Origin of the sequence: Halalkalicoccus paucihalophilus, assembly GCF_001593955.1 — an archaeon.
In the GTDB taxonomy this organism is placed as follows: Archaea; Halobacteriota; Halobacteria; order Halobacteriales; family Halalkalicoccaceae; genus Halalkalicoccus; species Halalkalicoccus paucihalophilus.
Window position 1 is genome coordinate 25,651 of record NZ_LTAZ01000003.1, and the last position, 25,229, is coordinate 50,879.

Sequence of the window (25,229 nt, forward strand, 5' to 3'; positions counted from 1 at the left end):
TAGCCTCGCGCTGATCTAGCCGTCGCCCCAGACGTCGTTCAGCGGGTGGTTCGCACGTCCGTTCGAGCGCGAGGACGCCGAGGAACCGTCGGGAGAGCGGGTCGACCGGGACCCGGATACCTGCCGGGAACGTGACTGATCGGGCCGCGTCCGCGAGCGGTCCCCGCCCGCCCCCGTACTCGCCTCGAAGGCCGGCAACTCGGGCGGGACCATCCGCTCGACCTGCGCTTCGAACCACGGCGGCATCTCCCCTCGCGTGCGCTCAAAGAGGTCGAGCAGGCTCGAATCCGCCAGATAGGTCGCTCCCTGATCCTCGGGCGAACGGACGACCCGTCCGCAGGCCTGGATCACGGTGCGGAGCGCCGCCCGGTGATACCACGCCCACTGGCCGCGTTCGAGGCGGTGGGCCACCCGCGAGTCGTTCGTGTTCAGGTAGGGCGCCTTACAGAGCACCTGCCAGCGCGCGAGATCCCCCTCTAGATCGAGCGCCTCCTCCATCTTCACCGAGAGGAAGACGTCCGCGCCCCCGCTCGCCTTCCACGCTTCGAGGGCCGCGTTGCGGTCCTCGCGGTCGTGGGTCCGCACCCGGTCGCCGACGCCGAAATCGGCGAGGAGGTCGGCGAGGCGCTCCTGGATCGCGTACGAGTGGGCGTGGACGATCCCCTTGTGATCGCTGTGCTCGGCCATGATCCGGACGAGGACGCGCGCGACCCTCGGGATCGTCTCCTCTCGTTCATCGTAGGTCATCTTCCCCTGCGTGACGTCGTATAGGGGGCGGTTCTCGACGGGAAACGTATGCCCGACGTCGACGAGCGCGACCCGGTCGGGATCGAGGCCGACCCCCCGACAAAACGCCTCCTTGTTCAGGATCGTCGCCGAAAGCAGGGCAAAGCGGTTCGCTCGCTCCCAGACGGTATGCGAGAGGTAGCGCTCGGGGTTCATCGGCTTGATCGACAGCGAGCCCTCTTCGCCCCGGTCGACAGCCCACGTCGTCGGGCTCTCGGGGTCCCGGTAGTCCGTGACGAACCAGTCGAGTTCCGAGATCAGCTCCTGCAGACGGTCGCGTTCGGCGGCCTCGTTGGGGGTGAGTTCCTCGCGTGCGAGCAGGTCGTCCTTCCGGCGGGCGCAGGTCTGAGACAGGGAATCGGCGTAGCGGGCCGCCCGAGAAACCGAGGCGATCTCGGGTACGGAAAGGTCCTCCCACATCGGCACGGTTCGCGGACCGAGGTCGATGGTCGCGTACATCTCGGCCCAGTCGGCGAGCCCGTGGGCCTCGTCGATCACACAGACGTCCCGCGTGCGGAAGACCTCCGAGCCGGCGGTCTGCATGAAGTAGGCGAGCGTCATCGCCGCGATCGCCCGGTTGGAGGCGATCGCCCGATCCGAGAAGTACGGACAGCGGTGTTTCACTGCACAGTCGTAGCCCCGTTCCCGCACGCAGGGCGCGCGGTTCACTTTCGTGTCCTCCTCGCCGGGCAGGAGACACGTGTAATTGCCCTTCCCGCGGATGACCTGAAGGTCCGAAAGCAGCGGGTCGCTCGCCACGTCGTCCAGTTGCGACACCTGCGGCGTAGTGTAGTACGCGCCGGTCGCCTGTTTGGGTTCGGCCTCCTCGGGAGTCCTCGCGGCCCCGCAGATCGCGCGGGCCAGTAGCGACTTGCCGCTGCCGGTGGGCGCACGCACCAGTACCACGTCGTTTCCGGCCTCGAACGCTTGGCGGATATCGGACAGAGCCTCGCGCTGGTTGCCCCGGTAGGAGGGCGCGGGGAACTCGCTCTCGATGCGGGCGGACTGCACTACCGGAGACGGGGCCGGGACGGCCCTAAAGGTAGCGCCTCACTCCGAGAGCGCCCCGACGTCCCCGGCGTTCGGATGGTCGGGCAGGCGCTCGATACACTCGTAGCAGAGGAAGTGTTCTGTGTCGTCCCCGAACTCGAGGATCATCCCGCCAGTGGACTCCTGAGAGAACGACCACATGTCCGCGACGCCGCCCGCGATGTGGACGTCCGCACCACAGCCGTCACACGGTTCGGAAGCCATACCCGTAGCTGGCACGCGCGGATTAAACGCCTGTCGCGTCCACTCGGGGCCGATAGGGCAGCCGTTTCGGACAGTCCCTCTAAACGACAGATAGGACGATCGAGGGACGGTACGAACAGTCCGGTACGACGACAGGTTCGAGGATCGACCGCCGACCATGCCCATCGATAGCCAGTGACGGGTATCGGTTCCGCCCTCGAGAGCCGTAAAGCGGGCCCCGAACCCCTCCCGAAGACTGTTCGAACTTCAAGATGATTAATAGGTATAGATATTTTTTTCTTAAAATAGACTAAAATGAATACTAATAGCTCTGTATTTCGATTGTTTTCACAGTTTTGTCTTCTTTTACTCGCTAGAGGTGCCCATCTTTTCGACAAGTTTTTATTCAACTATCTGAAATAGGGAGTATCGCGGCAGAACACGAATCATGAAAGACACTATTCGAAACCACGATACTCTCGATCGTCGGAGCCTTCTGAAGTACGTCGGTGCCGCTGGCGCCGTCGGTCTGGCCGGCTGTGCCGGCGGCGGGACCGGCGAGGACGGTTCGGGCGGCGGTGGCGGCACCTCGGGCGAACTCTACTTCGCACAGGTAAAGGGCGCGCTCGATTTCGATCCGATCGTCCTCAACGACGTCCCCTCCCAGCAGATCGTCGGCCAGATGTTCGAGGGGCTGTACACGTACAATGAGGACGCGACCGGCATCGAACCCGCGCTCGCCGCGGGCGAACCCGAAGTCGAAAACAACGGTCAGCGATACATCGTCGAACTCAACGAGGACGCGACGTTCCACAACGGCGATCCCGTGACCGCCGAGGACGCCGCCTACTCCTATATCGCTCCCTTCGAGGAGGAAACGGAGAACGCCGGCGAGGTCGACATGATCGACTCGGCCGAAGCCATCGACGAGCAGACCGTCCAGTTCGATCTGTCCTACCCCTACGGCGCGTTCGACTACACGCTGATCCGCGAGGTCGTCCCGCAGGCCGTCCGCGAGGAGGACCCCAACGCGTTCAACCAGGAAAACCCGATCGGCTCGGGCCCCTTCCAGTTCAGCGAGTGGCAGGAAGGCGAGTACGTCCGCATCGAGAGCTACGACGACTACTGGGGCGAGAACGCCGCCGAGCTCGATTTCGTCGAGTTCAGCGGCGTCGAGGAACAGTCCACCCGGGTGACGTCGCTACAGACCGGCGAGAACGATGTCATCGAGACCATCCCCCCGCAGTTGTACGACCAGGTCGAGGGGATGGGCGACGTGACCATCGACGAGACGCCCGGCATCGGGTACTTCTATCTGGCCTTCAACTGCGGCGAGGGGCCGACCTCGGACCCGCTGGTCCGCGAGGCCATTGACTACTGCTTCTCGATGGACCAGGAGGTCGCGAACTACGTCGAACCCGCGGGCGTACGCCAGTACAGCCCGTTTCCCGACTCCATCATCGAGGCCTGGGACTTCCCGACCGACCAGTGGGCCGAGATTCCCCATGACCCGGACATCGAGCAGGCCCAGCAGCTCTTCGAGGAAGCCGGCGTTCCGTCAGACTACAACTGGCGGATCATCGTCCCGCCGGACGACATGCGCGAGCAGATCGGCGTCGGCGTGGGCAACGGCCTGCAGGAGGCCGGCTTCGAGAACGTCGAGGTCCAGCGCCTCGATTGGGGAGCCTTCACCGACGCCTACACTTCCGGGGCCGAGGACGACTTCAACATGTACTCGCTCGGGTGGTCCGGATCGCCGGACCCCGAGGCCTTTACCTACTACATGTTCGCCCAGGAGAACGAAGGCGTCACGCAGGGGGTCTTCTACGACAACGACGAGGTCGACCAGCAGATCATCGACGCACGACAGTCGACCGACCGGGAGGAACGCCGTCAGCTCTACATCGAGTCGACAACGACGATCCTCGAGGACCGCGTCCACCTGCCCGCGTACAACCTGCTCAACAGCTACGCGTTCAAGGACTATGTCTCGGGCTACCAGTCGCACCCGGTGTCGGGTACTATCCCGTTGGCGGAGTCGTTCGCGACGACGTCAGTCGAGTAGACGAACGGTCACAATTCGGAGAGATTCGTTTTCGGATCGACGCGGTTATAACCGTGGCTCGGTTGAATCGAATTCATAGCACGCGAACGTTCATAAAAATACCAACAGAACAACCACATGGGACTCCTCCGATACACGGTCTGGCGGTGTCTGCAAGCGATCCCCGTCCTCGTCGGCATCCTGACGATCACCTTCTTCCTCACCAATGCGATCCCGGGTGATCCCGTCAGCATCATGCTCGGGCCGACCCCGAGCGCCGAGATGGTCGAACAGATACAGGCTCGCTACGGACTCGACAGACCGCTTCACGAACGGTACTTCAGCTACTTGGCCGGCGTCGCACAGGGCGATCTCGGTCACAGCATCTACTACGACGTGCCCGTCCTGACGAAGATCATCGAGCGCCTGCCGGTGACGGCGTATCTCGTCTTCTCGGCGTTCGGATTCGCTTTGCTAACGGCGATCCCGCTGGGCGTGATCTCCGCGAAGCGGCGCAACGAGCCGGTCGATCACGTCTCGCGAATCGTCGCACTGATCGGCGTCTCGACGCCCTCCTTCTGGATCGGGCTGCTTCTGATCATCGTCTTCTCGTTCCAGTTGGGGCTGTTGCCCGCGACGGGGTTGTTCCTCCCGTGGGCCGACCCTGCGAACGTCCGGGGAGCGGCGACCCAATTCGACGTCGTCGTCGAGTCGTTCAAACGGCTGTTGATGCCGATGGTCGCGCTCGGAACGCTCCAGATGGCCTCGATCACCCGCATCGAGCGCTCATCGATGGTCGACTCGCTGCAAAACGAGTACGTGAAACTCGCACGCGCCTACGGCGTCGACGAACGCGGCGTGATCTGGAAACACGCGTTCAAGCCGGCCCAGCTCCCGGTGATTACCATCGTCGGGCTCGGCCTGAGTACGGCCCTCGGCGGCGCGGTGCTGATCGAGACCGTCTTCGAGATCAACGGGATGGGGCGGCTCATCATCCAGGCGATCAACAATCAGGACTACCCGCTAGTGATGGGGACGACGTTCATGCTCGGCGCGCTGTATCTCGTCGGCGTCATCATCACGGACATCTCGTATGCGTACATCGACCCGCGGGTCAGCTACGGTGAGAAATGATGGCGGTACACGAAACCCAAGGAGAGGAGGAGTTCGCCGACGAACCAACCGAAGGCGGCGTCGACGAGGTCGAAGCCCGTGTCGGGCTGGCATACACGCTCAAACAAGTCAAACGGGACTCGACAGCCCGGATGGGCTTTTACATCATCGCGTTCATCACGGCCATCGCGGCCTTCGTGAGCATCGATTACTACCTGCTCGATTACGCGATGGCGAAGGCGATCCCCTTCCTCCACCACCCCGAGCGTGATCCCGAGGTGATCAACACGCTCTTGCCGCCGGTCGGGATGGAAAACGGACTCGGCTCGGGTACGTGGGAGCACCCGCTTGGCACCGACCATCGCGGTCGGGACATCCTCACCCGGCTGATCTACGGGACCCGCATCGCGATGACCGTCGGCTTCATGGCGACGGCGATCGGTCTCGTCGGAGGCACCCTCGTCGGCGCGGTCTCGGGCTATTATGGAGGATGGGTCGACGACGTCCTCCAGCGGATCACCGACACCATCTACGCCATCCCGTTTCTCGTGCTGGTCATCGCGTTCATGTCGGCGTTCGGCCGCGACATCAGCTACGCGATGGTCGGCGTCGGCATCGCCTCGATCCCGGTGTTCAACCGGCTGATCCGCTCGCGGGTCGTGAGTATCCGCGAGGAAGAGTACATCGAGGCGGCCAAAGCCGCCGGGGTGAAAGACCGGAACATCATCCTGCGCCACGTCATTCCCAACAGCTTCGCGCCGGTGTTGGTCCAGGCGACCCTGCAGGTCGGGGTGAGCATCCTCATCGTCGCGGGGCTGTCCTTCCTGGGCTTCGGCGCACAACCGCCGACCCCGTCGTGGGGACAGATGCTCGCGGCATCGCGAAACTACATGCTGCCGGCGCCGACGTTCAGCATCTGGCCGGGTATCGCCATCCTCGTCACCGTGGTCGCCTTTAACCTCCTCGGCGACGGGCTGCAAGACGCGCTCGATCCGCGGATCAACAACTGACCATGAGCGAAGAACCACTGCTGAAAGTCGAGAACCTGAAGACCCAGTTCTTCACCGAGGACGGAACCGTTCGGGCCGTCGACGGCATCTCCTTCGAGGTCTACGAGGGCGAACTCGTCGGCCTCGTCGGCGAATCGGGGGCCGGAAAGAGCGTCGCCGCGCTGAGCGTCATGCGGCTGATCGACAGTCCCGGCGTCATCGTCGACGGCGAGGTGACGTTCAAAGGAAAGACCCTCGTCGGCTACGAGGAGACCACTGGAGAGCCGGGCGAACCGCCCGAACTGGTCGAGCGCGAGGAGATGCTCACCGAAGAGGAGATGCGGACGCAGATCCGCGGCCGAGAGATCGCCATCATCTTCCAAGACCCGATGGAGAGCCTGAATCCGGTGTTTACCGTCGGCTCGCAGCTCCGGGAGTTCATCGAGCTCAATCGCGACCTCTCGGGTACGGAGGCGAGAGCGGAAGCCGTTCAGATGCTTCGGGAGGTCGGTATCCCCGAACCCGAGAAGCGCTACGAGCAGTACCCCCACCAGTTCTCGGGCGGGATGCGCCAGCGCGTCCTGATCGCGATGGCGCTCGCCTGCGAACCCAGCCTGATCATCGCCGACGAGCCGACGACGGCGCTTGACGTCACCGTCGAGGGACAGATCCTCGATCTCGTCGAGGAGCTCCAACGGAAGTACGACACCGCCTTCGTCTGGGTGACCCACGACATGGGCGTCGTCGCCGAGATCTGTGACCGGGTCAACGTGATGTATCTGGGCGAGGTGATCGAGCAAGCCAACGTCGAGGAGCTGTTCTACGACACCAAACACCCCTACACCGAGGCGCTTTTGGCCTCGATGCCCCGACCCGACCGGACGACCGGGGAGTTGAACCCCATTCGCGGGGTGATGCCCGAGGCGATCAACCCGCCCTCGGGCTGTCGGTTCCACTCGCGGTGTCCCGACGCCCGCGAGGTCTGCCGGCGCGTCCACCCCGACCTCCGAGCGATCGAAAACGGGGACCACGACGGTGACGAGAACGGGCGCGTCCACCGGGCGGCCTGCGTCAAACACGACGCCTTCGACGTGGGCTACCCCGAGAGCGAGCCGCTCGAAAACGAGGCGACCGGCGGGTTCGAGGTCGGCCTCACGCAGGAGGGAAGCCGATGAGCGGAACCGACGAACCCCTCCTCCGCGTCGAGGGGCTGACCAAGCACTTCTCGAACGACGAGGGGCTGTTCGGCGGGTTCAAGCGGAATCCCGATGGAATGGTACCGCCCGTGGTCCACGAACCGGAGCTGGTTCGTGCCGTCGAGGACGTCTCCTTCGACATCCGGAAGGGCGAGACCCTCGGGCTGGTCGGCGAGTCGGGCTGTGGGAAGTCGACCCTCGCACGGAACATCCTCCAACTGATCAAGCCGACCGACGGTACCGTCTACTTCAAGGGCGAGGACATCACCGCGATGGGCGGCGAGAGCCTGCGGAAGAAACGCCGGGAGATGCAGCTCATCTTTCAGGACCCCCAGTCCTCGCTCGACCCGCGGATGAAGGTCGGCCAGATCGTCGAGGAGCCCATGGAGGCCCACGGCATGCTCGACGACGAGGGACGGGAGGTCCGTGCGAAGGAACTGCTCGCGAAGGTCGGACTCGATCCCCAACACTACAACCGCTACCCCCACGCCTTTTCGGGGGGCCAGCGCCAGCGCGTCAACCTCGCGCGTGCGCTGTCGGTCAACCCGGATTTCATCGTTTGTGACGAGCCGGTGAGCGCGCTCGACGTCTCGATCCAGGCGCAGGTCTTGAACACGATGAAGGAGCTTCAGGAGGAGTTCGACCTGACATACCTCTTTATCGCCCACGACCTCTCCGTGATTCGTCACATCTCGGATCGGGTAGCGGTGATGTATCTCGGACAGCTCGTCGAACTCGCGGACAAGGAGGAACTCTACGAGAACCCCCAACACCCCTACACGCGGGCGCTTCTGGATTCGATTCCTGTTCCCGACCCGCGCTCGTCCGGGGTTCGTGGCGTCCTCGAAGGCGACGTTCCGAGTCCGATCGACCCACCCTCGGGCTGTCGCTTTCGCACGCGCTGTCCCGAACTCATCGCACCGGAGGAGTACGACCTCTCGGCGACCGAGTGGGAGGAGACGCGCGCGTTCATGCGCGCGATCGACCGCCGGACCGTCGAGACGAACGACCCCGAGGAACTCCGGCGGCGATTCTTCGGGCAGGTACCCTCGGGCGAGGCGGGCACCGTCGTCGAGACGGCCCTCGACCACCTCGAACGCGAGGAGTGGGAGGAAGCCGCCGACCTGCTCGTCGCGGAGTTCGCAGAGAAGAGCATCTGTGCGCGGGAGGTCCCGGCCTACGAGATCACACCGGAGTACGGCAGCGACACCCATTATGCGGCCTGTCACCTCCATCGCGACGAAGGGATTCGCCTCGATCCGAAAACGGGAGAGCGGGCGGACGGCGTGAGAACGGCCGATTCCGGGACCGAAGCGTCGGAATCGGCCTCGGCCGTCTCGGACGACTGAGCCGGCCGTCACACCGTCGCCGCACGAGCCGTCGAGCGACCACTACTCGATGCTGACGGTAGTGGAATCGGCGGGCCGATCGGCGTCCGTCGAAAGCGAGACGCTGATGGTGTGTTCACCGGGGGTGGCAGGCTCGAACGCGGGAAGGCCATCGACTCCCTCCGCCCGTCGGAAGTGACCGTTCCACCGGTTGACGACGCGCTTTCGCTCGCCCCCACGAAACGCGATGGAGCCGGGCGATCGGTCCACGTACCGAGGCTCGTCGGTCGCCTCCAGTACGCCGTCGACGCGCCACTCCCAAAGACGGCGCTCGGCGGTCGGCACGGCGATCGGGAGCGGGAGGCGGTTTTTGAACTCGACGACGATCTCGACGGGTTCGCCCCGCCGGTAGCTGTCCTTCGGGGTATCGACCGAGACGCTCACGGCGCGGCGGGCGAGCCAGTTGGGGACGAGTTTCGAGAGCGCGCTCGTGAGGTAGTTGGTGGTCTCGTCGAAGCCGTATCGGTCGTCCTCCGAGCGGTGGCGCGGTTGGGGCATTCGCGGTTAGCGGTCGCGGTCGGTGTCGTTCGTGGACGATGCGTCGCTCATGGGAGCGATTGGGTGGCGAGGATCTTTTCGGTGTCGGTCCCACGAGCCAGTAGAGCAGCGTCTCGGCCGTCTCGACGGAGGAGGTCGAAAGGAGTACGCCAGCGGGAGACGCGGGATACGGATCAGTCGTCGGCCGACAGCGGCGTTCCGTCCGCGGTCGTCGGTGCGGGACTTTCCCCCTCCGCGAAGGGGTACCACGAGCCCTTCGCGTCGTACATCCACGGATCTTCATAACTACTCTCCTCGGGGTCGGCGAGTTCGACGAGCGTCTCGGTTCCGGTTTCCTCGACCCACGCGCGGAACGACTGGCCCGGAGAGCGATGGGCCGCGTAGCCCTCAACGAGCTTCTTGATCACTGCGGGCGCCTCATCGGCGGGCACGCGCTGGTGGACCCACTCGATAAAGGAGGGGGTTTCACCTATGCCGCCGCCGACGCCGATGTCGAGCGCCTCGACCATCTCGCCGTTCTTCCGGGCGCGCATCCCCTGTAGGCCGATGTCGGCGGTCAGCGCCTGCCCGCAGTCGGCCGTACAGCCCGAGTAGTGGATGTGGATGTCCTCGACGTCGTCGGGCAGCTCGCAGTTGTCGCGCAGCCAGCGGATGGTTCGAGCGAGGCGGGCCTTCGTCTCTGTCAGCGCCAGCGGGCAGAACTCCGTCCCCGTGCACGCGATCGAACCCCGCTGGAACGGGTGGGGTTCGGGGGTGTGCGTCTCCAATACGGGTTCGGAAAGGAGCGGATCGAGGTCTGCCTCGGGGACGTCCATGATCAGGGGGTTCTGCCGGCGGCTCAGGCGCACCTCCCCGCTCCCGTACTCGCTCGCGCAGTTCGCGATCGCGATCGCCTCCTTGGCGCGAAGCCTCCCCACCGGGACGCTCAGGCCCACGTAGTACTTCCCGTCGTGCTGTTCGTGGACACCGACGTGGTCGCCGCCACGACAGGTCCCGGCGTTGTACGTGTACTCCTCGCGGAGGTCCGCGCCCGCCCCGCGGAGCTCGAAGTCGACGTACTCCTCCTGGAGGAGCTCGCGGATCTCCTCGACGCCCCAGTCGTCGACGAAGAAGCGCGACCGGGACTTCTGGCGGTTCTCGCGTTCGCCGTGGTCTTGATACAGTTCGACGAAGCCCCGGACGACGTCGTAGGCTTCCGCTTCGGTGACGAAGACGTCGAGCGGACGGGCCTCTCGGGGCTGTCTCCCTCCGAGACCGCCACCGATCCGGACGTTATACCCCTTCGTCAGCTCGCCCTCGGTCGGTTTCTCGGCGGGTTCGAGCCCGATGTCGTTGATCGAGTCCTGTGCACAGCCCTCCCGACAGCCCGTCACCGAGACGTTGAACTTCCGGGGGAGGTCCGCGAGCGAGTCGTCCTCGCGCAACTCAGAGTTCAGCCGTTCGAGCAGGTCCGGCGAGTCGATAAATTCTCGCCTATCGCGCCCGGCGACGGGACAACCGGCCATGTTGCGCATCGAATCCCCGCCGGAGGAGCGACTGGAGACCCCCACGGATTCGAGCTTCTCCCAGATCTCGGGAATGTCCTCGAGCTTGAGCCAGTGCAGTTGGATCGACTGGCGCGTCGTCAGGTCGAGAAAGCCGTTGCCGAACTCCGGGTTCTCTGCGGGTCCGGTCGCGTAGTCGCGCGCGACCTCGCCGATGGCCCGGAGTTGGCCCGGCCGGAGGACGCCCCCGGCGTTCTGCAGACGCATCATGAAGTAGCTCTCCTGGCCGTCGCGCTGGTGGAAGACCCCCCAGTGTTTGAACAGCGAGAACCACTTCTTTCGCTCCCCCTCGGGGATCGACTCCCAACCGCCCTCGGCGAACTCGAGGAGCCTCTCGCGGAGCTCCTCGCCGTAGCACTCGTCTTTCCACTGCTCGATCTCAGGCGCCACGCCCGACCACCTCGTTTGAATGAATGTTCGATAGTTTGGCCATGCGGATCACGTTGATAGGTTCTTACGCGAAATACTGCTCGAATCGGACTAATAACGCTGTCCACTAGATAATTCAGACACTTCTATAGCCTACGGTACGCCTCCTATTCCCCGTATTTGACTTAGTACATATAAGGTAGAATCGGAGTAAAAGTAGAAGAACTCAGTTATCCTATAGATTTATGTCTGAAAACAAAATTTTTGGTCCTATTTCGAAAAGTCATCGAAAAGCATCTCGAATTACCAGTTGAATCGTCCTTATATCCCCTAAGCGTCTCCCCATCCCGTCCGGGGTCACCCCATACAAACCCACATTTATTAATACTACTATCGGAGAGATTATTACGGATACTCGGTCAGGTTCGGTCGAGATTCAGGATGAATTCGGTGAAAATCGGAATTAAGATGGATGTTTGTAAACAAAGTCCGTTCGGTCACGGTGGTCCGGGAGGTGAGGAGGAGTGATCGACGGGAAGTGGAAGAACCTGCTCCTCGCGACGGTCATGTTCAACCTCGGGTTCGTCATCTGGTTCTCCTTTGCCCCCTTTACCGGCGGGATCGCCGAGGAGTTCGACCTCTCGGTCGCAGAGTTAGGAATCGTCTCGAGCGCCGCGGTCATCGCCGTGCCGCTGGGACGGATCGTCATCGGGCCGCTCACCGATCGCTTCGGCGCGCCCGTCACCGCGGGCTGTACGATGGTGCTCGTGGGTACGTTCTCGATCATCAGCGCGTTCGCGGGGAGCTACGAGATCTTTACGGCCTCGCGGATCGTCGCCTCGCTCGCGGGGATCACCTTCGTCATCGGGATCCAACACGTTGCCGAGTGGTTCGAGGAGGAGAACCTCGGGCTCGCAGAAGGTATCTTCGCCGGGATCGGCAACGCCGGCGCGGGCCTCGGCGCGTACTTCACGCTCCCGCGGATCTTCGGCGAGGGCTACGCCGGGCCGTTGTTCTCGACAAACTGGCGGGCCGCCTTCTTCTACACCGGCGTACTGGCGATCGGCGTGGGAGTGGTCTACTTCCTCATGGGCGATGCGGCCAAAAGCGAGGCCAAGCGCCGGGCCACGAGGGAGAGCACGAGCGTAGACCAGTGGCTCTACATCGCGACCCGTTACGGCGCGGTGGTCCTCGCGGCCGCCTACGTCATGACCTTCGGGCTCGAACTCGCGATGAACGGGTGGCTCGGCACCTACTACCGCGAGGCGTTCGGCCGGAGCGACATCGTGATCGCGGCGACGTTCGCGGCGACGTTCTCGGTCGCCGCCGGCCTCCTCCGGCCGATCGGCGGCTACGTCAGCGACCTCGTGGCACGGAAGGAGATCGAGCTCCTGCCGTGGTTCGACGGGCGCTACCGCGAGCAGTGGACCTTCTCGACGCTGGTGTTCGTCACGGTGGCGATGGTCGGCATGACCGCGGCGGGACTGACCGGCAGCATCTACGTCGCCGTAGTGGCCGGCTTCCTCGTCGGCCTGGGCTGTGCCTTCGCCGAAGGAGCGATTTTCGCACAGGTCCCGGCGATGTTTCCCGATAATTCGGGTAGCGTCACCGGTATCGTCGGCGGGATCGGCTCCTCGGGCGGGTCGATCTACCCGCTCGTGTTCTCGGCGGCGTTCCTCCCGAACCTCCACACCGGCTACGCCGTCGTCGCCGCGACGATGATCCCGATTCTGGCACTGTGTGCGTGGGTATTCCAACCACATATCGCAGAGCAGGCCACGACGGGCGGCTGGTTCGTCGAGAAGCCGGACGCGGGCGCTACTCCGGTCGCGAGCGGCGACGACTGAAGAACGGATCGCGATTTCCGCCCCAGTTTTCCTGCCGCAGCGGTCGGGATGACGCGATCGAGGACAGTTTTGGGTGGGTTCGAAGCTCCGGCGTACTATCGTGGACGTTCGTCTCGTTCGATAAGAGGCATCGGAGTGATCGTGAATTAGTGCCACGATAACTATACATACATGGATAGTATGTGGAGAGTATGGCGACGAAATCGCAAGTGTCGGCGGCAACCCTGTACGGATGTGGAACCTTCACGTTAGAACAGGCGGCCCGGGCGGCGGGAGTGTCGAGCGAGCGAATGCGGGCGTGCGCTCGCAGCCTCGGGTTCTAGTCGTCGCCGACGGCCACCGGCCGATCGACCGGTTCGGACGGTGCGAGTAGATCGACCGCACACTGTTTGTAGTTCGGTTCGTCCGAGCGAGGATCGGTTTCGGGAAGTGTAAGTTCGTTGACCTCCGGATGGTGGATCGGCAGCCAGACCATCCCCTCCGGGATCCGGTCGTCGGCCTCGACGCGTGCGGTGATCGATCCTCGACGCGAGCGCACGAGGAGGCGGCCGTCGCGAACACGCCCCTCGGCGTCGCTCAGGGTGTCGGGATGGAGGCGGGCGGTCGGCGGTTCGAGCGACCCGTTCCGGGTCCGCACCCCGGTGTTGTACTCGTCGGCCTTCCGGGCCGTGGTCAGCGTCAGCGGGTACTCCTCGTCCGTGGGTTCGGGAACTTTTCCACGAGTGCCCGTCGAGAAACGAGCCCTCCCCGATGGCGTCTCGAAGGCCCAACCGTCGTCGGTGCGATAGCGGTAGCCGCCCGCGCTCGTGGCGTCGGGTGCGGGCCAGCGGATCGCGAGTTCCGCGTCCAACCGGTCGTAGCTGATCCCCGAGAGGTCGGCGGGCGTCCCACGGGTCAACTCACGGAGTTCGTCGAACACGTTCTCGGAATCGAGCGGCGGTCGATTGAACGCCTGTGGAGCGATTTCCCGCCCGATCGCGCCGATGATGTCGAGGTCGGATCGGACCCCGCTGGGCAGGTCGGTGGCGGCGCGCACTCTCGATACCGTTCGCTCCATGTTCGTCGTCGTCCCCGCCGACTCGCCCCACGTCGCCGCCGGCAGGATCACGTCCGCGAGTCCGGTGGTCTCGGTCTCGAAGGCGTCCTGAGCGATCAGAAACGTATCGGAGAAGGCCTCGCGGGCGCTCGTGGCGTCGGGCAGGCCGGCGACCGGGTTGGTCGCAACCGTATAACACACCTCCACGTCCCCGTCGGCCATCGCCTCCCCGATCCCGACGGGCCCCGGTCCGGCGTCCGCCGGCAGTCGTTTTTCGGGGATTCCCCACGTTTCTGCGACCCGCTCGCGGCCCTCGGGATCGGTAAACTCCCGATGGCCGGGCCAGGTCCCCTTCGAGGAGCAGACCCGCGTGCCCATCGAGTTCGCCTGTCCGGTCAACGAGAACGGGCCCGCGCCCTCGCCCATGTTACCCGAGGCGAGACACAGGTCGATCAGCGCACCCGCCATCTGGGTCCCCTGCGTGCTCTGGTTGACACCCATCCCCCAGTAAACGAGCGTACGCTCCTCGAAGGCCGCCGCGAGCGTCTCGCAGTCCTCGGGGGGGACCCCGGCGCTCGCGGCCGCCTCGCGAGGGTCCGGGAGGTCGGTCGTAAGTCCGTCGAACCCCTCGGTGTACTCGTCGATGAACGTTCGGTCGATCCGCCCGGTCTCGACCAAGTGGGCCAGAACGGCCCGCGCGAGCGCGAGGTCGGTACCTGGTTCCGGGGCGACGTGGGCGTCAGCGTGATCCGCGCTCTCGCTTTCGACCGGATCGACGACGATCAGTCGCCCCTCGGAATTCCGGAGCCACCGAAAGAGCACGGGATGGGCCACCGCGGGGTTGGCCCCCCAGAGCAGATGCACGTCGGCGTGGGGGACGTCGTCGTAGGTCGGCGGCGGGGCGTCGCTGCCGAAGGCGTCGTAGTAGGCGGTGACGGCGCTTGCCATACACAGCGTGGTGTTGGCGTCGTAATGGCGGGTGCCGATCGCGCCGCGGGCGAGTTTTCCCAAGAGATAGGCCGCCTCGTTGGTCTGCTGGCCGCTTCCCAGCACCGCGATCCGGTCGGGATCGCGCGCCCGGACCTCGGCGAGCCGGTCCGTGACGACTCCGAGGGCCGTGTCCCAACTCGTCGACATCAGTTCGCCGTCCTTCCTGATGAGCGGTCGGGTAAGCCACTCGCCGTCGGGTTCTGTGGTCTCGCGCAGTCCGCGCCCGCAGGCAAGCCCCTGACTCACCGGATAGGCGGGATCGCCGCTGATCCCCGCGAGGCCATAGCCCCTGTCCGCGCCGTGCTGGAGGTGGCCACAGCCGACCGCACACCGCATACAGGTCGTCGGAATCGGCTCGCTCATCGGTATCTCACAGACCGATCGTCCAGTTCTCTTTCGAAAGTTCTGATATTCATCGTTCCTGATCGTAAAGAGCGACCGATCAACGGAAAAGGATAGCCCTTCAACGATGCGAGTGTCCTAGAACGCCCTAAAATACCGGATGTTCCGATCCGAACGTGCAGTGGGACCGCCGGATCGACTACGCGGGCTCGATCGCGACCATGTTGTCGTGTGAGACGTAGGCGACCTGCTCACCTTCGTCGTCGTAGAGCGCAATGCCGTAGACGAGTTCCTCGAAGCCGTAGCACTCGAGGCGTTCGACCGCCTCGCCGTCGGGGTCCGTCGCGTAGCTGGCGACCAGCGGCGTCTCCGAGAGGGTCGGCCCGCTCTCCCTGAGCGCCGCCAGTTCCCGCTCGATGTCCTGAATCCGGGTCTGGTATCGCTTGCCCCGCCCGCTCCGTTCACGGCCGCGTTTCGTGTCGGGCATACCCTCAGTAGGGGTTCCGAGGGCTTAACCGACGAGGTAGGTCATCGCCACCTCGTCGGGCACCTGCTCGAACGACCGGTAGAAGCGCCCGACCGCCCCGAAGTTCGCCGGGGTCGAAAGCGCGATCACGCCGTCGGCTTCGGTTTCGAGGTCGGCGAGCGCCTCGGGCGGGGCGACCGGCACCGCGACGATGACCCGGTCGGCACCCGCCGCGCGGGCCTGCCGGACGCAGGCGACGGTGGTCGCGCCGGTCGCGATCCCGTCGTCGACGATCAGGACCGCCTTTCCGACGAGGTTGAGCGGATCGCGACCGCCTCGATACCGGTCGCGCTTCTCGCGGGCGGCTTCCGCCTCGCGGGCGGCCTGTGAGTCGACGTATCCCTCCGAAACGCCCAGTCGAGCGATCAGGTCGTCGTTGCGCCAGAGCGAGCCGTCCGCACCCACAGCCCCGACCGCGAGTTCGGGGTTTCCCGGCGCGCCGACCTTGCGCGCGACAGTCACGTCGAGGGGCACCGAGAGCGCGTCGGCGACGGCACGCCCGACCGGGAGACCCCCCCGTGGGATCGCGAGCACCAGATCGGCGCTCACCTCGCGGTCGTCGAGGAGGGCCGCGAGACGCTCGCCGGCGTCGGTTCGGTCAGCGAAGGGAAGGGATTCAGTCATGGGCCCCATAGGACCGGCGGGCTATTCAATGGGGTCGTGTTTTTGACTCCCTGTCACGTTTCGTCGGTATGGAGGTGAACTGTGCGGGCTGTGCCGGGTGTTGTATCGACTGGCGCGCACTGGCACCGGGCGACAGCGACCACGAGCGCCGGGGTCCCCGCGAACCGATCGACGACGCCTACAACCTCGTCCCGCTGACCCGCGACGACGTTCGGAACTTCGTCGAAAGCGGGCTGGGAGACGCCATGACCCCGCGACTCTGGGAGACCGACGAGGGTGTCGAGGTCGACGGGACGACGCTCGCGGCAATCGATGGCGAGCCCGCCTTCTTCGTCGGCCTCCGTAAACCGCCCAAGCCCGTCGGGCCGTTCGAGCGGCGCCCGGAGTGGCTCCCGACCTGCGTGTTCCTCGATCCCACGACGCTGCAGTGTCGGATCCACAGCAGTGAGATCTACCCCGAGGAGTGTGCAGAGTACCCCGGTCACAACCTCGCACTGGAGGCGGAAACCGAATGCGAGCGCGTCGAGACGGCCTTCGGCGGCGAGCGACTGCTTGAGAGGGAGGTCCCCGAGGGACTGTCGGGACTCCTGCTGGGCCCCCAGGCGATCGGCCAGAAGGTGTTCGTCCACCCCGACCCCGACGGACTGGAAGGGGTGATCGACCGCCTGCGTACGGGTCGAGCCACGGACGCCGACCGCGCGGAGTTCGTCGCGTGGGCGATGGCGTCCGCACCCGGGACGACGGGACACGACCGGAGGACCTACGAGCGGGCCAGAGAGCGAGTGCTGGAGACGACCTCGTGGGTCGGGGAGTCGATCGCCGCGTGGGAGCGCCGGGCGGGGAGCGAGGCGGACCCGGCGGTTGCCCGCGAACTCGAAGAGGCACGCGGCGCGCCGGAAACGCCCGGCTGGGACGAGTAACGATATCCGGGCCACAGTATAAGGACCGCCCGCCCTAGTTTCGGGCATGCACGTGCTGGTGACGGGCGCGACCGGGTTCGTCGGCGAGCGACTGGTAGACCCCCTTCTGGAGGCGGGCCACGAGGTCCGGGTGTTCGTCCGCGACGCCGCCGACTATCGCGGGCCCCGAGGGGTCGACGTCTACGAGGGCGACCTCCTCGAACCCGAGACGATCCCGCCCGCCCTCGAGGGGATCGATGCGGTCTACTACCTCGTCCACTCGATGGGCGGCGGGGGCGAGTTCGAGGAGATGGACCGCAAACTCGCGGCGAACGTCCGGGATGCGGTGAGCGACGCCGGGATCGAGCGGGTGATCTACCTCGGCGGGCTGGGCGACGAGCACGACGAACTCTCGGGCCATCTCCGGTCGCGCCGGGAGGTCGAGTACGTTCTCGAGGAGGGCGAGTACGACCTGACGGCGCTTCGGGCCGCGGTCATCATCGGTGACGAGAGCGCGAGCTTCGAGCTGATCGAACAGCTCGCGAGCCGACTGCCGGTGATGATCACCCCCCGGTGGGTTCGCACCGACTGCCAGCCCATCGCCATCGACGACGTGATCGCGTATCTCGTGGGCGTTCTCGACGAACCCGAAACGGCCGGGAAGACCTTCGAGATCGGCGGTCCCGATGTGTTGAGCTACCAAGAGATGCTCCACGTGGTGTCCGGGCGGCTCGGAAAGCGCCTCTACATCCTGCCGGTTCCCGTGTTGACGCCGACGCTGTCGGCGTACTGGGTCAGCCTCGTCACCAACGTCGACCGGAACGTCGCCCACGCGCTCGCGGCCGGGTTGAAAAACCCCGTCGTCGTCACCGACGACCGGATCCGCGAGTACCTCCCCATCGATCTCACTCCCTTCGAGACCGCGGTGTCGCGGGCGCTGGGGAGCGAGTGATGGCATCGGAGCCCGACTTCGGCGAGGCGTGGACCTACGAGAGCATCGTCAGTGCGCTCCCGGGGATCGACCTTTCCGACCGGGTGGCAGTCGCGTTCCAGCTCGCGCTGTTTCAGGTCGGTGTGATCCTCTTCGCGGCGATCTACGACGCCTGGACGGCGTTTCTCGCCGGGACGGCCGCCGTCGTCGTCGCCGCCGGCGGCAGCGTGATGATGCTGCGGATGGGGGCGCTCGTCCGATCAGTATCGGTCTCGTCGGCCTACCGGCGGATGCTCTTCGGCTCGAACATCGAGGTCGTCCTCAGCGTGCTCGCCTTCATCGCGTTCGTAACCTACCTGTTCGTGGTCGATCCCGCACAGTCGGAGACGCCTCTATTGAACGAACTGTTCGGCCCCGAGCCGTCGATGGTGCTCGTCTATTTCGCGCTGCTGGTCTGTTGGGACCTCTGTTATCGGATCGGCGTGAGCTGGTGGATCGGCGTCGTCTCGCTGTGGCGCGCCCTCCGGTATCCGGTCGATCCCGAGACGGCAGCGACGCTCGGGCGCGTCGACCGGCTCAACGTTGGCTTCGGCCTGCTACAGGTGATCCTGATCCCCTTCGTCATCGCCCACCCGTCGCTGGTCGTGGCGCTGGGTGGTCACATCCTCGCGGTGACGACTTTCTCCGGACTGTCGTACCTGATCGCTAAAAGTCGGCGTTAGCTCGATTTGATCCGCCGGAACTGATCGAGGAGGGCTTCGGCCGAGTCACCGGAGTCGAACTCGAGCTTTCCTCGGTACTCCGACCGGTCGTCGTCGAAGTCCGTGTCGACGGTCGTGTTCTTCTGCTCGCGGCGCTCGTGTTCGTCGTCGTCGTAGGCACCCATTGACATTGCGAACCACACCCAATGTTTGGAAACCCCGGATTATCAATGTAACGGATAATCACACGGTCGTGGGTCGGAACGCTAAACCGGTCCGGTCCCCTGAGAGGAAGCGTGGCCCGCCCGCTTCGCTTTCGACGCTCCCCCCAGTCGTGGTCCGAAGACCGCCTCCAACGCGACCTGTTTCGTTCGCTCGACGACGCCATCGGCGCGCGCTGCTCGACCCCATGGTTCAGCCCGGGCGGGGGGTACGAGGCCCGTCGGTTCGACATGGATAACGGCGATACGGCCCTCTTTATCTGGGACGACGACGAGGCCTACTGGCTCGGCAACACCCAGACGCCGAGTACCCTCTGGCGAACCGAGAAGTACACGTTCGACGAGGTTCCCTACCCCGTCGCGCGGTGGGCCCAGCGCGAACTACTCGCGGAACTCCACGAGGCCGAGCCGTGGCTCGCGGCCTATCCGCACCTCTCGTGGTTCTTCCTGCCCGTGTTCTGCTCGAAGGACGGCCGCGAGACCACCCGCGAGTTCTTCCGCGAGCACACCGCGGGCTTTCCCGACACCACCCGAGCGGACGCCTGTGGGTTCTATGAGTCGGTCCTCCACTCGGGCGTCCTCGACGAGTATCGATACGTCATGGCGAGCAAACTCGGGACCAGCGACCGCCTCGACCCCGTCCGCATGAGCGCGACGATGAGCGAGTTCACCGTCGCCCACCTCCTGACACGGGCGGGCTACGAGATCACCCCCGAGATCGAGGTGACGACCGGCCACTCGATCGACTTTCGAGCCGAGAAGACGGGGACCAGTACGCTCGTCGAGGTGACGAGACCCCTGCCGCCGACGCGACGGGCGGCGAACACGGCGGTCGCCGCCGTCACGGAGACGGCCAAAACGAAGACCTCCGGCCAACTCAGCGAACACGGCGGCGGGATCTCCCTGTTCGTCGACTGTTCGTCGTTTCGCGACGACGAGTGGGCTCGAGTCAGGGGCGAGCAGCCCTCGGTCGGCCACCGCCCGGCGGTGGTCTTTCGGGCCCGCCCGTCGGGTCGGATCGAGGCCTACAGCAAGGGATCGGTACCGCTCGACCTCGGAAACGTCGAGTGGTTCTAGAAGGAGACCGGAACGTGACCGTTGGTTCCCGGCGGCTCGGGGTCGCGGTCGGTGTAGCCCACCCGACCGATCGCCTCGCTACCGAGGCCGGCATAGATCGCGTATCGAGCCTCTTCTGCGCTCTCAAAGGTCTCGTCGCCGGCCACGCTCAGGACCTCGCCGACCGTCTGTGAGCCGCCGGCCAGTTCGAGGGTCTGCTCGCCGTAGCGATCGATCAGATCGCTAGTGGTGGCCGGATAGCTCTCGTCTTCGAACAGCGCGCCGGTGCTGGTGTAACACATCGTACCCCTATCTGGATGAACGATGATTATAACGATTGTCCATAAAGGTCCTTTGACTCCTCTAGGCGTATAATGCACAACGACTTCGGCGGTCGGGTAGTAGGGGGGGTATGGTGTATGCGGATCTGCACGTTCATACGACCGCATCCGACGGCACGATGGCCCTGGCGGAGGTCCCCGTCGCCGCGCGAGCGGCCGGCGTGCAGGTCGTCGCGATCACCGACCACGACCGCCCGCACCCAGATTTCGATAGTCCAATCGACGAACACGGCGGCGTGACCCTCGTGCGCGGGATCGAACTCCGGATCGACTCGCCGAAGGGAGCGGTCGACCTGCTGGGATACGGCGTTCGGGAGACCGAGGGGTTGAACGCGCTCGTCGAGCGAATCCAGCGAAGCAGGGTCGAACGCGGGGGCGAGATCATCCGTCGCGTCGAAAACGAGTTGCAAATCGAACTCGACCTCGAACCCGTCGCCGGATTGGGGCGACCGCACATCGCCCGCGCGATCGACGACCATCCCGAATCGGGGTACGACTACGAGGGGGCGTTCGCCGAGTTGATCGGGGCGGACTGTCCGTGTTACGTCCCGCGGGATATCCCCGACTTCGAGCGGGGTCTCGCGGCGCTTCGCGAGTCGTGTGCGCTCGTCGGCCTCGCACACCCGTTTCGGTACCGCGATCCCGAGAGCGCCCTCACGCTCACGCGCTATCTGGACTGTGTCGAGCGGTGGTACCCCTACGGGCGGCCCGTCGACACCGGCCTTCTAGAGCGGGTTATCGAGGAGAACGAACTGCTTCCGATGGGGGGAAGCGACGCCCACGACGACCGACTGGGGCGGGCAGGGTTGGACGAGTCCGCCTATCGGGCGGTCGAAGCCCGACTGCCGTAAACGGTGCCTTCAACCGTGTGCGAGCCCTACTAGGGGTATGCGCTGTCACTACTGTGACCGTGAGGCGGCCGTCAGCGCGGAGTCGGACGGGGTTCGGGTCGGTCTCTGTGAAGAGCACTTTCAAGAGCGACTCGAGGAACTGGCTGAATCCGAGGAGCTCGCGGACCTCCAACAGCGACTGGACGTCGATCGGGAGAGCTAAACTCGGCCGGAATCGACGTCGATGGCGTCGACCGGACAGACGTCGACACACAGCATACAGTCGATACACTGGGCCTCGTTGGCGGGGTCGGCCTTGATCTCGCTTTCCGGATGACCAGGGGTATCGACCCACTCGAAGACGTCGACTGGACAGTCCTTCAGACACGCGCCGTCGGCCAGACAGATGTCGAAGTCGACGGCGACGTGGGTGCCGTGGATTCCCAGTTGCTCGGGTTCCTCGACCGGTCCCCACACGTCGTGACCCTCGTGGGTCCCCGCTTTCTCCCTGTTTTGATCGAACTGCGGATCGATCGCCATGCCCGATGCAGGTTCGAGGGGGAGATAAAGCCCGCGACGTGATTCCGCAGGCCTATGTCCGATGGCGTCTCAGAGGGGATATGGCGCTTTCGTCCGCACCGATTCGGGGCAGGGTGAGATCGTGGTAGTCGCGGTCCGCGCACCGCCCAGACTCGTCTACGACGACGACTGCGGGTTCTGCACGTGGTGTGCCGAGTACGCCGATTCGAGGGGCGTGTTCGAACTCGTGGGCTTTTCTGAGCTCTCGCCCGACCAGCGCGCACGGCTCCCTCCCGGGTACGAGAACTGCGTCCACCTGCTGACCGACGACGCCGTCTTCTCGTGTGGGCAGGCGGTCGAGGAGATCGGCGCGCGCCTGGGCCCCCGCGAACGCACCGCGATCAAGTTCTTCCGGATGATACCGGGCCACGAACGGCTCAGGGAACCGTTCTATCGATCCCTCGCCGATCGGCGGGTGCTCTGGGGTCGGTTCGTCCGTCGTGGTTAGTCCACGGGCGACCCCAAGAACGTTCGATGGCCAGCGAGACGATCGTAGACGCCGCCGAGAACGAGCCCGTAGCGAGGTACGCGCTCAACATGACGACCAAAAGCGGGAGGCTCGCCACGAGCGTCTCCCCGCCGATTCCGATCCCGTAGAGAACGGTCCCGACGTATCCCGTCCAGAGAACGAGCCCGAATATCACCCCGTGAGTGAGGCCGGACTTCCCCGGGAGGCCCCACGTGAATCCAGCAAAGAGGAGCGGCCACGCGAGGGTGAACAGTGCGAGAAACGAGACGAACGTCAGTGCGGCCGCCATCAGACCACCCGGCTCACAGTACGGGGGGCCGCCGATGGCACACAGGCTCATGAACGTGGCAAGGACGAAGAGGTTGGTTCCGGCGAGGAGAGAATCGGCGACGAGTAGAAAGACCGTCAAAACTCCTGTAGCGGCGATTCCACCGACGATACTGCTTCGGACGATCTCCATCCCTATCGGATACGACGGGTAGGGGCATATAGACCATAGACAGTTGACAGCTATCGCCCATAAACACGTTTCGAGGTGACAGTCCTTACAGTCGGCGGACGGGGCGAAAGCCACAGCGGGATTACGACAGTATCACTCGAAGGCCGCGATACCGGTGAGATCCTGTCCCAGTATGAGGGTGTGGATGTCGTGGGTGCCCTCGTAGGTGTAGACCGTCTCCATGTTCGCCATGTGGCGCATCGGCGAGTAGTCAGTAGTGATGCCGTTGCCCCCGAGCATCTCCCTCGCGATTCGGGCCTGATCGCGCGCCATGCGCACGTTGTTCCGTTTCGCCATCGAGACGTGCTGGGGGCGCAGGTCGCCCCGTTCTTTGAGGTCGGCCAGTCGGTGGACGAGCAGCTGGCTCGTCGTGATCTGCGTCGCCATCTCCGCGAGTTTCTGCTGTTGGATCTGGAAACCCCCGATGGGCTTGCCGAACTGCTCGCGGTCGCTCGCGTACGCGCGTGCGGTTTCGAAGCAGTCACGGGCCGCCCCGACCGCGCCCCACGCGATGCCGTAGCGCGCCTGCGTGAGACACGACAGCGGCCCCTTCATGCCCGATACGTTCGGAAGAACGTTCTCCTCGGGGATCCGGACGTCCGAGAGGCCGATCTCGCCGGTGATGGAGGCGCGCATCGAGAGCTTCTCGTCGATCTTGTTCGTACTGACGCCGTCGTGATCCGTCTCGACGAGAAAGCCCCGGACGGGCGACTCGTCGGCGGAGGTATCGCGCGCCCAGACGACCGCCACGTCCGCGACCGGGGAGTTCGTGATCCACGTCTTCGACCCCGAGAGGACGTACTCGTCGCCGTCCTTCTCCGCACGCGTCTCCATGCTCGCCGGGTCAGAACCGTGTTCGGGTTCGGTCAGGCCGAAACAGCCGACCGCCTCGCCCGTCCCGAGTTTCGGGAGCCACTCCTCCTTCTGTTCGTCGCTCCCGAAGGCATAGATTGGGTACATCACCAGCGCCCCCTGAACGCTCGCCGCAGAGCGGATCCCCGAGTCGCCGGCTTCGAGTTCCTGCATCAGTAGTCCGTAGGCGGTCTCGCTCACTCCCGGCAGACCGTATCCCTCGAGGTTGGGCGCGAAAAACCCCAGTTCGCCCATTTCGGCCATCAACCCCTCGGGGAAGGTCCCCTCCTCGAAGTGGGTTCCGATGTCGGGTCTGATGCGGTCGTCGACGAACTCGCGGGCCGTATCGCGGATCATCCGCTCCTCGCTGTCGAGATCGGCCTCCAGTGCCACGTAATCGAGCATGGGAGAGAGTCGTTCCCACCCGTGAAAAGGACTCCTATCCGGCGGGGTTTCGAGCACCATCGGTAACGATAGGAGGACGCAGGATACCGCTCGAAAATCGGCTATCGAAAAGGGTACCAAACGTAGAAGCGACAGCGCGGATCGGGAAATAGGCGCAGGGAGAGCGGTCGTCAGTCGGCGGCGATGGGCTGTTCGGTGCGATCGGCGACGAACTCGACGAAGTTATCGAAGACGCGTTTCGCCTCACAGGCGGCGGCGTAGTTCTCCTCGGTGATGCCCGCGAGTACCTCCTCGCGGCGCTCCTCGGTGAGGTCCTTGCGGCGGGTGAGCTGTGCTGCGGTGTCCATGTCGTACTCGGGATGGAACTGGACGCCGAAGACCTGCCCCTTCCGGAAGCCGTGGTTCGAGTATTCGTTCTCCGCGAGCGCCTCGGCGCCCGGCGGGAGGTCGACGACGGCGTCCGAGTGGGTCGTAAACGCGAGGAAGTCCTCGCCGATCCCGTCGAGGATCCGGCTCTCGCCCGTGCGGGTAATCTCGTTGTAACCGATCTCGTAGACGCCCATCCCCTCGACGGTGCCCCCGAGGACGTCGGCCAGAAGCTGATGACCGTAACAGACCCCGAGAAACGGGACCTCGTGGTCGATGGCCTCGTCGACCCACTCCTTTGTGGGGTCGATCCACGGTTCGTCCCAGTAGACCGACGAGCGCGAGCCCGTGACGATCGCGCCGTCGAAGGCGAACGTGTCGGGAAGCTGGCCGGCCGTGACGTCGAACTCCGTCAGGGAGGCGTCGAGTTCGCGTCGGAAGTTCCGTTTCGTGTTTCTATCTCCGTGGGAGGCGTCGAGAACCGCAATGCGGGGGGGACTCACTATCGTATCCACGGAGTCGATGCCAAAGACGGTTACGGATCGAATCGATTTC

At 64.9% G+C, this 25,229-nt stretch carries 26 protein-coding genes; 13 read left to right on the top strand and 13 right to left on the bottom strand.

What is annotated here, in order from left to right; genetic code table 11:
- Window positions 1-15: 15 nt before the first annotated feature.
- Window positions 16-1,797 (bottom strand): helicase C-terminal domain-containing protein, encoded by a 1,782-nt coding sequence (locus HAPAU_RS03695; RefSeq protein WP_066379770.1) that lies wholly within the window; start codon window positions 1,795-1,797, stop codon window positions 16-18.
- A 39-nt stretch (window positions 1,798-1,836) separates the two neighbouring features.
- Window positions 1,837-2,040 carry a DUF7561 family protein gene (locus HAPAU_RS03700; RefSeq protein ID WP_066379772.1) on the bottom strand — a complete coding sequence of 68 codons (204 nt, stop codon included), beginning with the start codon at window positions 2,038-2,040 and terminating at the stop codon, window positions 1,837-1,839.
- Window positions 2,041-2,467: 427 nt separating this feature from the next.
- Here HAPAU_RS03700 and HAPAU_RS03705 point away from each other — a divergent pair, with 427 nt between their 5' ends.
- The 5 genes from HAPAU_RS03705 to HAPAU_RS22730 all read left to right on the top strand — a co-directional run bounded on the left by HAPAU_RS03705 (window position 2,468) and on the right by HAPAU_RS22730 (window position 8,710).
- The gene (locus HAPAU_RS03705) at window positions 2,468-4,084 is read left to right on the top strand and encodes an ABC transporter substrate-binding protein (protein WP_066379774.1); all 1,617 of its coding nucleotides are present in this window, start codon (window positions 2,468-2,470) and stop codon (window positions 4,082-4,084) included.
- 117 nt (window positions 4,085-4,201) lie between these two features.
- Complete coding sequence (locus HAPAU_RS03710; protein WP_084383659.1) at window positions 4,202-5,197, top strand: ABC transporter permease; 996 nt, start codon at window positions 4,202-4,204, stop codon at window positions 5,195-5,197.
- Window positions 5,197-6,186 (top strand): ABC transporter permease, encoded by a 990-nt coding sequence (locus HAPAU_RS03715; protein ID WP_066379777.1) that lies wholly within the window; start codon window positions 5,197-5,199, stop codon window positions 6,184-6,186. Before HAPAU_RS03710 ends, HAPAU_RS03715 begins: the two co-directional genes overlap by 1 nt.
- Window positions 6,187-6,188: 2 nt before the next feature.
- Window positions 6,189-7,340, top strand: coding sequence for an ABC transporter ATP-binding protein (locus tag HAPAU_RS03720; protein WP_066379780.1), 1,152 nt, complete (start codon window positions 6,189-6,191; stop codon window positions 7,338-7,340).
- A complete protein-coding gene (locus HAPAU_RS22730; RefSeq protein WP_066379784.1) occupies window positions 7,337-8,710 on the top strand; it encodes an ABC transporter ATP-binding protein in 1,374 nt (457 codons plus the stop codon). The genes HAPAU_RS03720 and HAPAU_RS22730 overlap by 4 nt, the downstream gene beginning before the upstream one ends.
- A gap of 42 nt (window positions 8,711-8,752) precedes the next feature.
- Here the strand turns inward: HAPAU_RS22730 and HAPAU_RS03730 are convergent, their stop codons facing one another.
- Entirely contained in the window at window positions 8,753-9,247 is a 495-nt protein-coding gene (locus HAPAU_RS03730; protein WP_066379787.1) for a hypothetical protein, read from the bottom strand.
- Window positions 9,248-9,420: 173 nt separating this feature from the next.
- Window positions 9,421-11,181: a nitrite/sulfite reductase gene (locus HAPAU_RS03735; RefSeq protein ID WP_066379797.1), complete on the bottom strand. Its 1,761-nt coding sequence runs from the start codon at window positions 11,179-11,181 to the stop codon at window positions 9,421-9,423.
- A 503-nt stretch (window positions 11,182-11,684) separates the two neighbouring features.
- On the opposite strand from HAPAU_RS03735, the gene HAPAU_RS03740 reads away from it, so the two are divergent.
- The gene (locus tag HAPAU_RS03740; protein WP_066379802.1) at window positions 11,685-13,007 is read left to right on the top strand and encodes an MFS transporter; all 1,323 of its coding nucleotides are present in this window, start codon (window positions 11,685-11,687) and stop codon (window positions 13,005-13,007) included.
- 319 nt (window positions 13,008-13,326) lie between these two features.
- On the opposite strand, the gene nasA is transcribed toward HAPAU_RS03740, so the two are convergent.
- The 3 genes from nasA to HAPAU_RS03755 form a co-directional block, all read right to left on the bottom strand.
- Window positions 13,327-15,396: an assimilatory nitrate reductase NasA gene (nasA, locus tag HAPAU_RS03745; protein ID WP_066379805.1), complete on the bottom strand. Its 2,070-nt coding sequence runs from the start codon at window positions 15,394-15,396 to the stop codon at window positions 13,327-13,329.
- Between the two features lie 178 nt (window positions 15,397-15,574).
- Complete coding sequence (locus tag HAPAU_RS03750; RefSeq protein ID WP_066379807.1) at window positions 15,575-15,862, bottom strand: hypothetical protein; 288 nt, start codon at window positions 15,860-15,862, stop codon at window positions 15,575-15,577.
- Between the two features lie 24 nt (window positions 15,863-15,886).
- Complete coding sequence (locus HAPAU_RS03755; protein WP_066379810.1) at window positions 15,887-16,525, bottom strand: phosphoribosyltransferase; 639 nt, start codon at window positions 16,523-16,525, stop codon at window positions 15,887-15,889.
- A gap of 68 nt (window positions 16,526-16,593) precedes the next feature.
- Between HAPAU_RS03755 and HAPAU_RS03760 the strand changes: the two genes are divergently transcribed.
- Genes HAPAU_RS03760 through HAPAU_RS03770 form a run of 3 tightly spaced genes read left to right on the top strand, consistent with a single transcriptional unit; the run spans window position 16,594 to window position 19,077 of the window.
- Entirely contained in the window at window positions 16,594-17,445 is an 852-nt protein-coding gene (locus tag HAPAU_RS03760) for a YkgJ family cysteine cluster protein (protein WP_066379812.1), read from the top strand.
- A gap of 46 nt (window positions 17,446-17,491) precedes the next feature.
- The gene (locus HAPAU_RS03765; RefSeq protein WP_066379813.1) at window positions 17,492-18,376 is read left to right on the top strand and encodes an NAD(P)H-binding protein; all 885 of its coding nucleotides are present in this window, start codon (window positions 17,492-17,494) and stop codon (window positions 18,374-18,376) included.
- Window positions 18,376-19,077 (top strand): DUF7530 family protein, encoded by a 702-nt coding sequence (locus HAPAU_RS03770; RefSeq protein ID WP_066379814.1) that lies wholly within the window; start codon window positions 18,376-18,378, stop codon window positions 19,075-19,077. Before HAPAU_RS03765 ends, HAPAU_RS03770 begins: the two co-directional genes overlap by 1 nt.
- Here HAPAU_RS03770 and HAPAU_RS21540 read toward each other — a convergent pair.
- Complete coding sequence (locus HAPAU_RS21540) at window positions 19,074-19,247, bottom strand: DUF5786 family protein (protein ID WP_169802616.1); 174 nt, start codon at window positions 19,245-19,247, stop codon at window positions 19,074-19,076. The two genes, HAPAU_RS03770 and HAPAU_RS21540, sit on opposite strands and share 4 nt — an antisense overlap.
- Before the next feature lie 105 nt (window positions 19,248-19,352).
- Here HAPAU_RS21540 and HAPAU_RS03775 point away from each other — a divergent pair, with 105 nt between their 5' ends.
- Window positions 19,353-20,354 (top strand): DUF5784 family protein, encoded by a 1,002-nt coding sequence (locus HAPAU_RS03775; protein WP_066379815.1) that lies wholly within the window; start codon window positions 19,353-19,355, stop codon window positions 20,352-20,354.
- Here the strand turns inward: HAPAU_RS03775 and HAPAU_RS03780 are convergent.
- Complete coding sequence (locus HAPAU_RS03780; RefSeq protein ID WP_066379816.1) at window positions 20,351-20,635, bottom strand: DUF5789 family protein; 285 nt, start codon at window positions 20,633-20,635, stop codon at window positions 20,351-20,353. The two genes, HAPAU_RS03775 and HAPAU_RS03780, sit on opposite strands and share 4 nt — an antisense overlap.
- Before the next feature lie 110 nt (window positions 20,636-20,745).
- Between HAPAU_RS03780 and HAPAU_RS03785 the strand changes: the two genes are divergently transcribed.
- Together HAPAU_RS03785 and HAPAU_RS21545 are read left to right on the top strand one after the other, a co-directional pair.
- On the top strand, window positions 20,746-21,525 hold the full coding sequence (locus HAPAU_RS03785; protein ID WP_066379817.1) for a PHP domain-containing protein: 780 nt from the start codon (window positions 20,746-20,748) through the stop codon (window positions 21,523-21,525).
- 37 nt (window positions 21,526-21,562) lie between these two features.
- The gene (locus HAPAU_RS21545) at window positions 21,563-21,727 is read left to right on the top strand and encodes a DUF6757 family protein (RefSeq protein WP_169802617.1); all 165 of its coding nucleotides are present in this window, start codon (window positions 21,563-21,565) and stop codon (window positions 21,725-21,727) included.
- Here HAPAU_RS21545 and HAPAU_RS03790 read toward each other — a convergent pair.
- On the bottom strand, window positions 21,724-22,044 hold the full coding sequence (locus HAPAU_RS03790) for a 4Fe-4S dicluster domain-containing protein (RefSeq protein WP_066379820.1): 321 nt from the start codon (window positions 22,042-22,044) through the stop codon (window positions 21,724-21,726). The two genes, HAPAU_RS21545 and HAPAU_RS03790, sit on opposite strands and share 4 nt — an antisense overlap.
- 121 nt (window positions 22,045-22,165) lie before the next feature.
- Here HAPAU_RS03790 and HAPAU_RS03795 point away from each other — a divergent pair, with 121 nt between their 5' ends.
- The gene (locus tag HAPAU_RS03795) at window positions 22,166-22,531 is read left to right on the top strand and encodes a DCC1-like thiol-disulfide oxidoreductase family protein (protein ID WP_066379823.1); all 366 of its coding nucleotides are present in this window, start codon (window positions 22,166-22,168) and stop codon (window positions 22,529-22,531) included.
- On the opposite strand, the gene HAPAU_RS03800 is transcribed toward HAPAU_RS03795, so the two are convergent.
- From HAPAU_RS03800 to HAPAU_RS03810, 3 genes are all read right to left on the bottom strand, one after another.
- Complete coding sequence (locus HAPAU_RS03800) at window positions 22,461-23,012, bottom strand: DUF6789 family protein (RefSeq protein ID WP_245634020.1); 552 nt, start codon at window positions 23,010-23,012, stop codon at window positions 22,461-22,463. The two genes, HAPAU_RS03795 and HAPAU_RS03800, sit on opposite strands and share 71 nt — an antisense overlap.
- A gap of 132 nt (window positions 23,013-23,144) precedes the next feature.
- Window positions 23,145-24,308, bottom strand: coding sequence for an acyl-CoA dehydrogenase family protein (locus HAPAU_RS03805; RefSeq protein WP_066379825.1), 1,164 nt, complete (start codon window positions 24,306-24,308; stop codon window positions 23,145-23,147).
- 170 nt (window positions 24,309-24,478) lie between these two features.
- Entirely contained in the window at window positions 24,479-25,177 is a 699-nt protein-coding gene (locus HAPAU_RS03810) for a type 1 glutamine amidotransferase (protein ID WP_066379827.1), read from the bottom strand.
- Window positions 25,178-25,229 lie beyond the last annotated feature (52 nt).

Bases quoted from the DNA above. Each gene is read 5' to 3' on its own strand.
- HAPAU_RS03720 (WP_066379780.1), top strand. From the start codon at position 6,189: ATGAGCGAAGAACCACTGCTGAAAGTCGAGAACCTGAAGACCCAGTTC.
- nasA (WP_066379805.1), bottom strand. From the start codon at position 15,396: ATGAGCGAGCCGATTCCGACGACCTGTATGCGGTGTGCGGTCGGCTGT.
- HAPAU_RS21545 (WP_169802617.1), top strand. From the start codon at position 21,563: ATGCGCTGTCACTACTGTGACCGTGAGGCGGCCGTCAGCGCGGAGTCG.
- HAPAU_RS03710 (WP_084383659.1), top strand. From the start codon at position 4,202: ATGGGACTCCTCCGATACACGGTCTGGCGGTGTCTGCAAGCGATCCCC.
- HAPAU_RS03755 (WP_066379810.1), bottom strand. From the start codon at position 16,525: ATGACTGAATCCCTTCCCTTCGCTGACCGAACCGACGCCGGCGAGCGT.
- HAPAU_RS03790 (WP_066379820.1), bottom strand. From the start codon at position 22,044: ATGGCGATCGATCCGCAGTTCGATCAAAACAGGGAGAAAGCGGGGACC.
- HAPAU_RS03800 (WP_245634020.1), bottom strand. From the start codon at position 23,012: ATGGAGATCGTCCGAAGCAGTATCGTCGGTGGAATCGCCGCTACAGGA.
- HAPAU_RS03805 (WP_066379825.1), bottom strand. From the start codon at position 24,308: ATGCTCGATTACGTGGCACTGGAGGCCGATCTCGACAGCGAGGAGCGG.
- HAPAU_RS03750 (WP_066379807.1), bottom strand. From the start codon at position 15,862: ATGCCCGACACGAAACGCGGCCGTGAACGGAGCGGGCGGGGCAAGCGA.
- HAPAU_RS21540 (WP_169802616.1), bottom strand. From the start codon at position 19,247: ATGTCAATGGGTGCCTACGACGACGACGAACACGAGCGCCGCGAGCAG.
- HAPAU_RS03715 (WP_066379777.1), top strand. From the start codon at position 5,197: ATGGCGGTACACGAAACCCAAGGAGAGGAGGAGTTCGCCGACGAACCA.
- HAPAU_RS03700 (WP_066379772.1), bottom strand. From the start codon at position 2,040: ATGGCTTCCGAACCGTGTGACGGCTGTGGTGCGGACGTCCACATCGCG.
- HAPAU_RS03780 (WP_066379816.1), bottom strand. From the start codon at position 20,635: ATGTGTTACACCAGCACCGGCGCGCTGTTCGAAGACGAGAGCTATCCG.
- HAPAU_RS22730 (WP_066379784.1), top strand. From the start codon at position 7,337: ATGAGCGGAACCGACGAACCCCTCCTCCGCGTCGAGGGGCTGACCAAG.
- HAPAU_RS03705 (WP_066379774.1), top strand. From the start codon at position 2,468: ATGAAAGACACTATTCGAAACCACGATACTCTCGATCGTCGGAGCCTT.
- HAPAU_RS03770 (WP_066379814.1), top strand. From the start codon at position 18,376: ATGGCATCGGAGCCCGACTTCGGCGAGGCGTGGACCTACGAGAGCATC.
- HAPAU_RS03765 (WP_066379813.1), top strand. From the start codon at position 17,492: ATGCACGTGCTGGTGACGGGCGCGACCGGGTTCGTCGGCGAGCGACTG.
- HAPAU_RS03785 (WP_066379817.1), top strand. From the start codon at position 20,746: ATGGTGTATGCGGATCTGCACGTTCATACGACCGCATCCGACGGCACG.
- HAPAU_RS03760 (WP_066379812.1), top strand. From the start codon at position 16,594: ATGGAGGTGAACTGTGCGGGCTGTGCCGGGTGTTGTATCGACTGGCGC.
- HAPAU_RS03730 (WP_066379787.1), bottom strand. From the start codon at position 9,247: ATGCCCCAACCGCGCCACCGCTCGGAGGACGACCGATACGGCTTCGAC.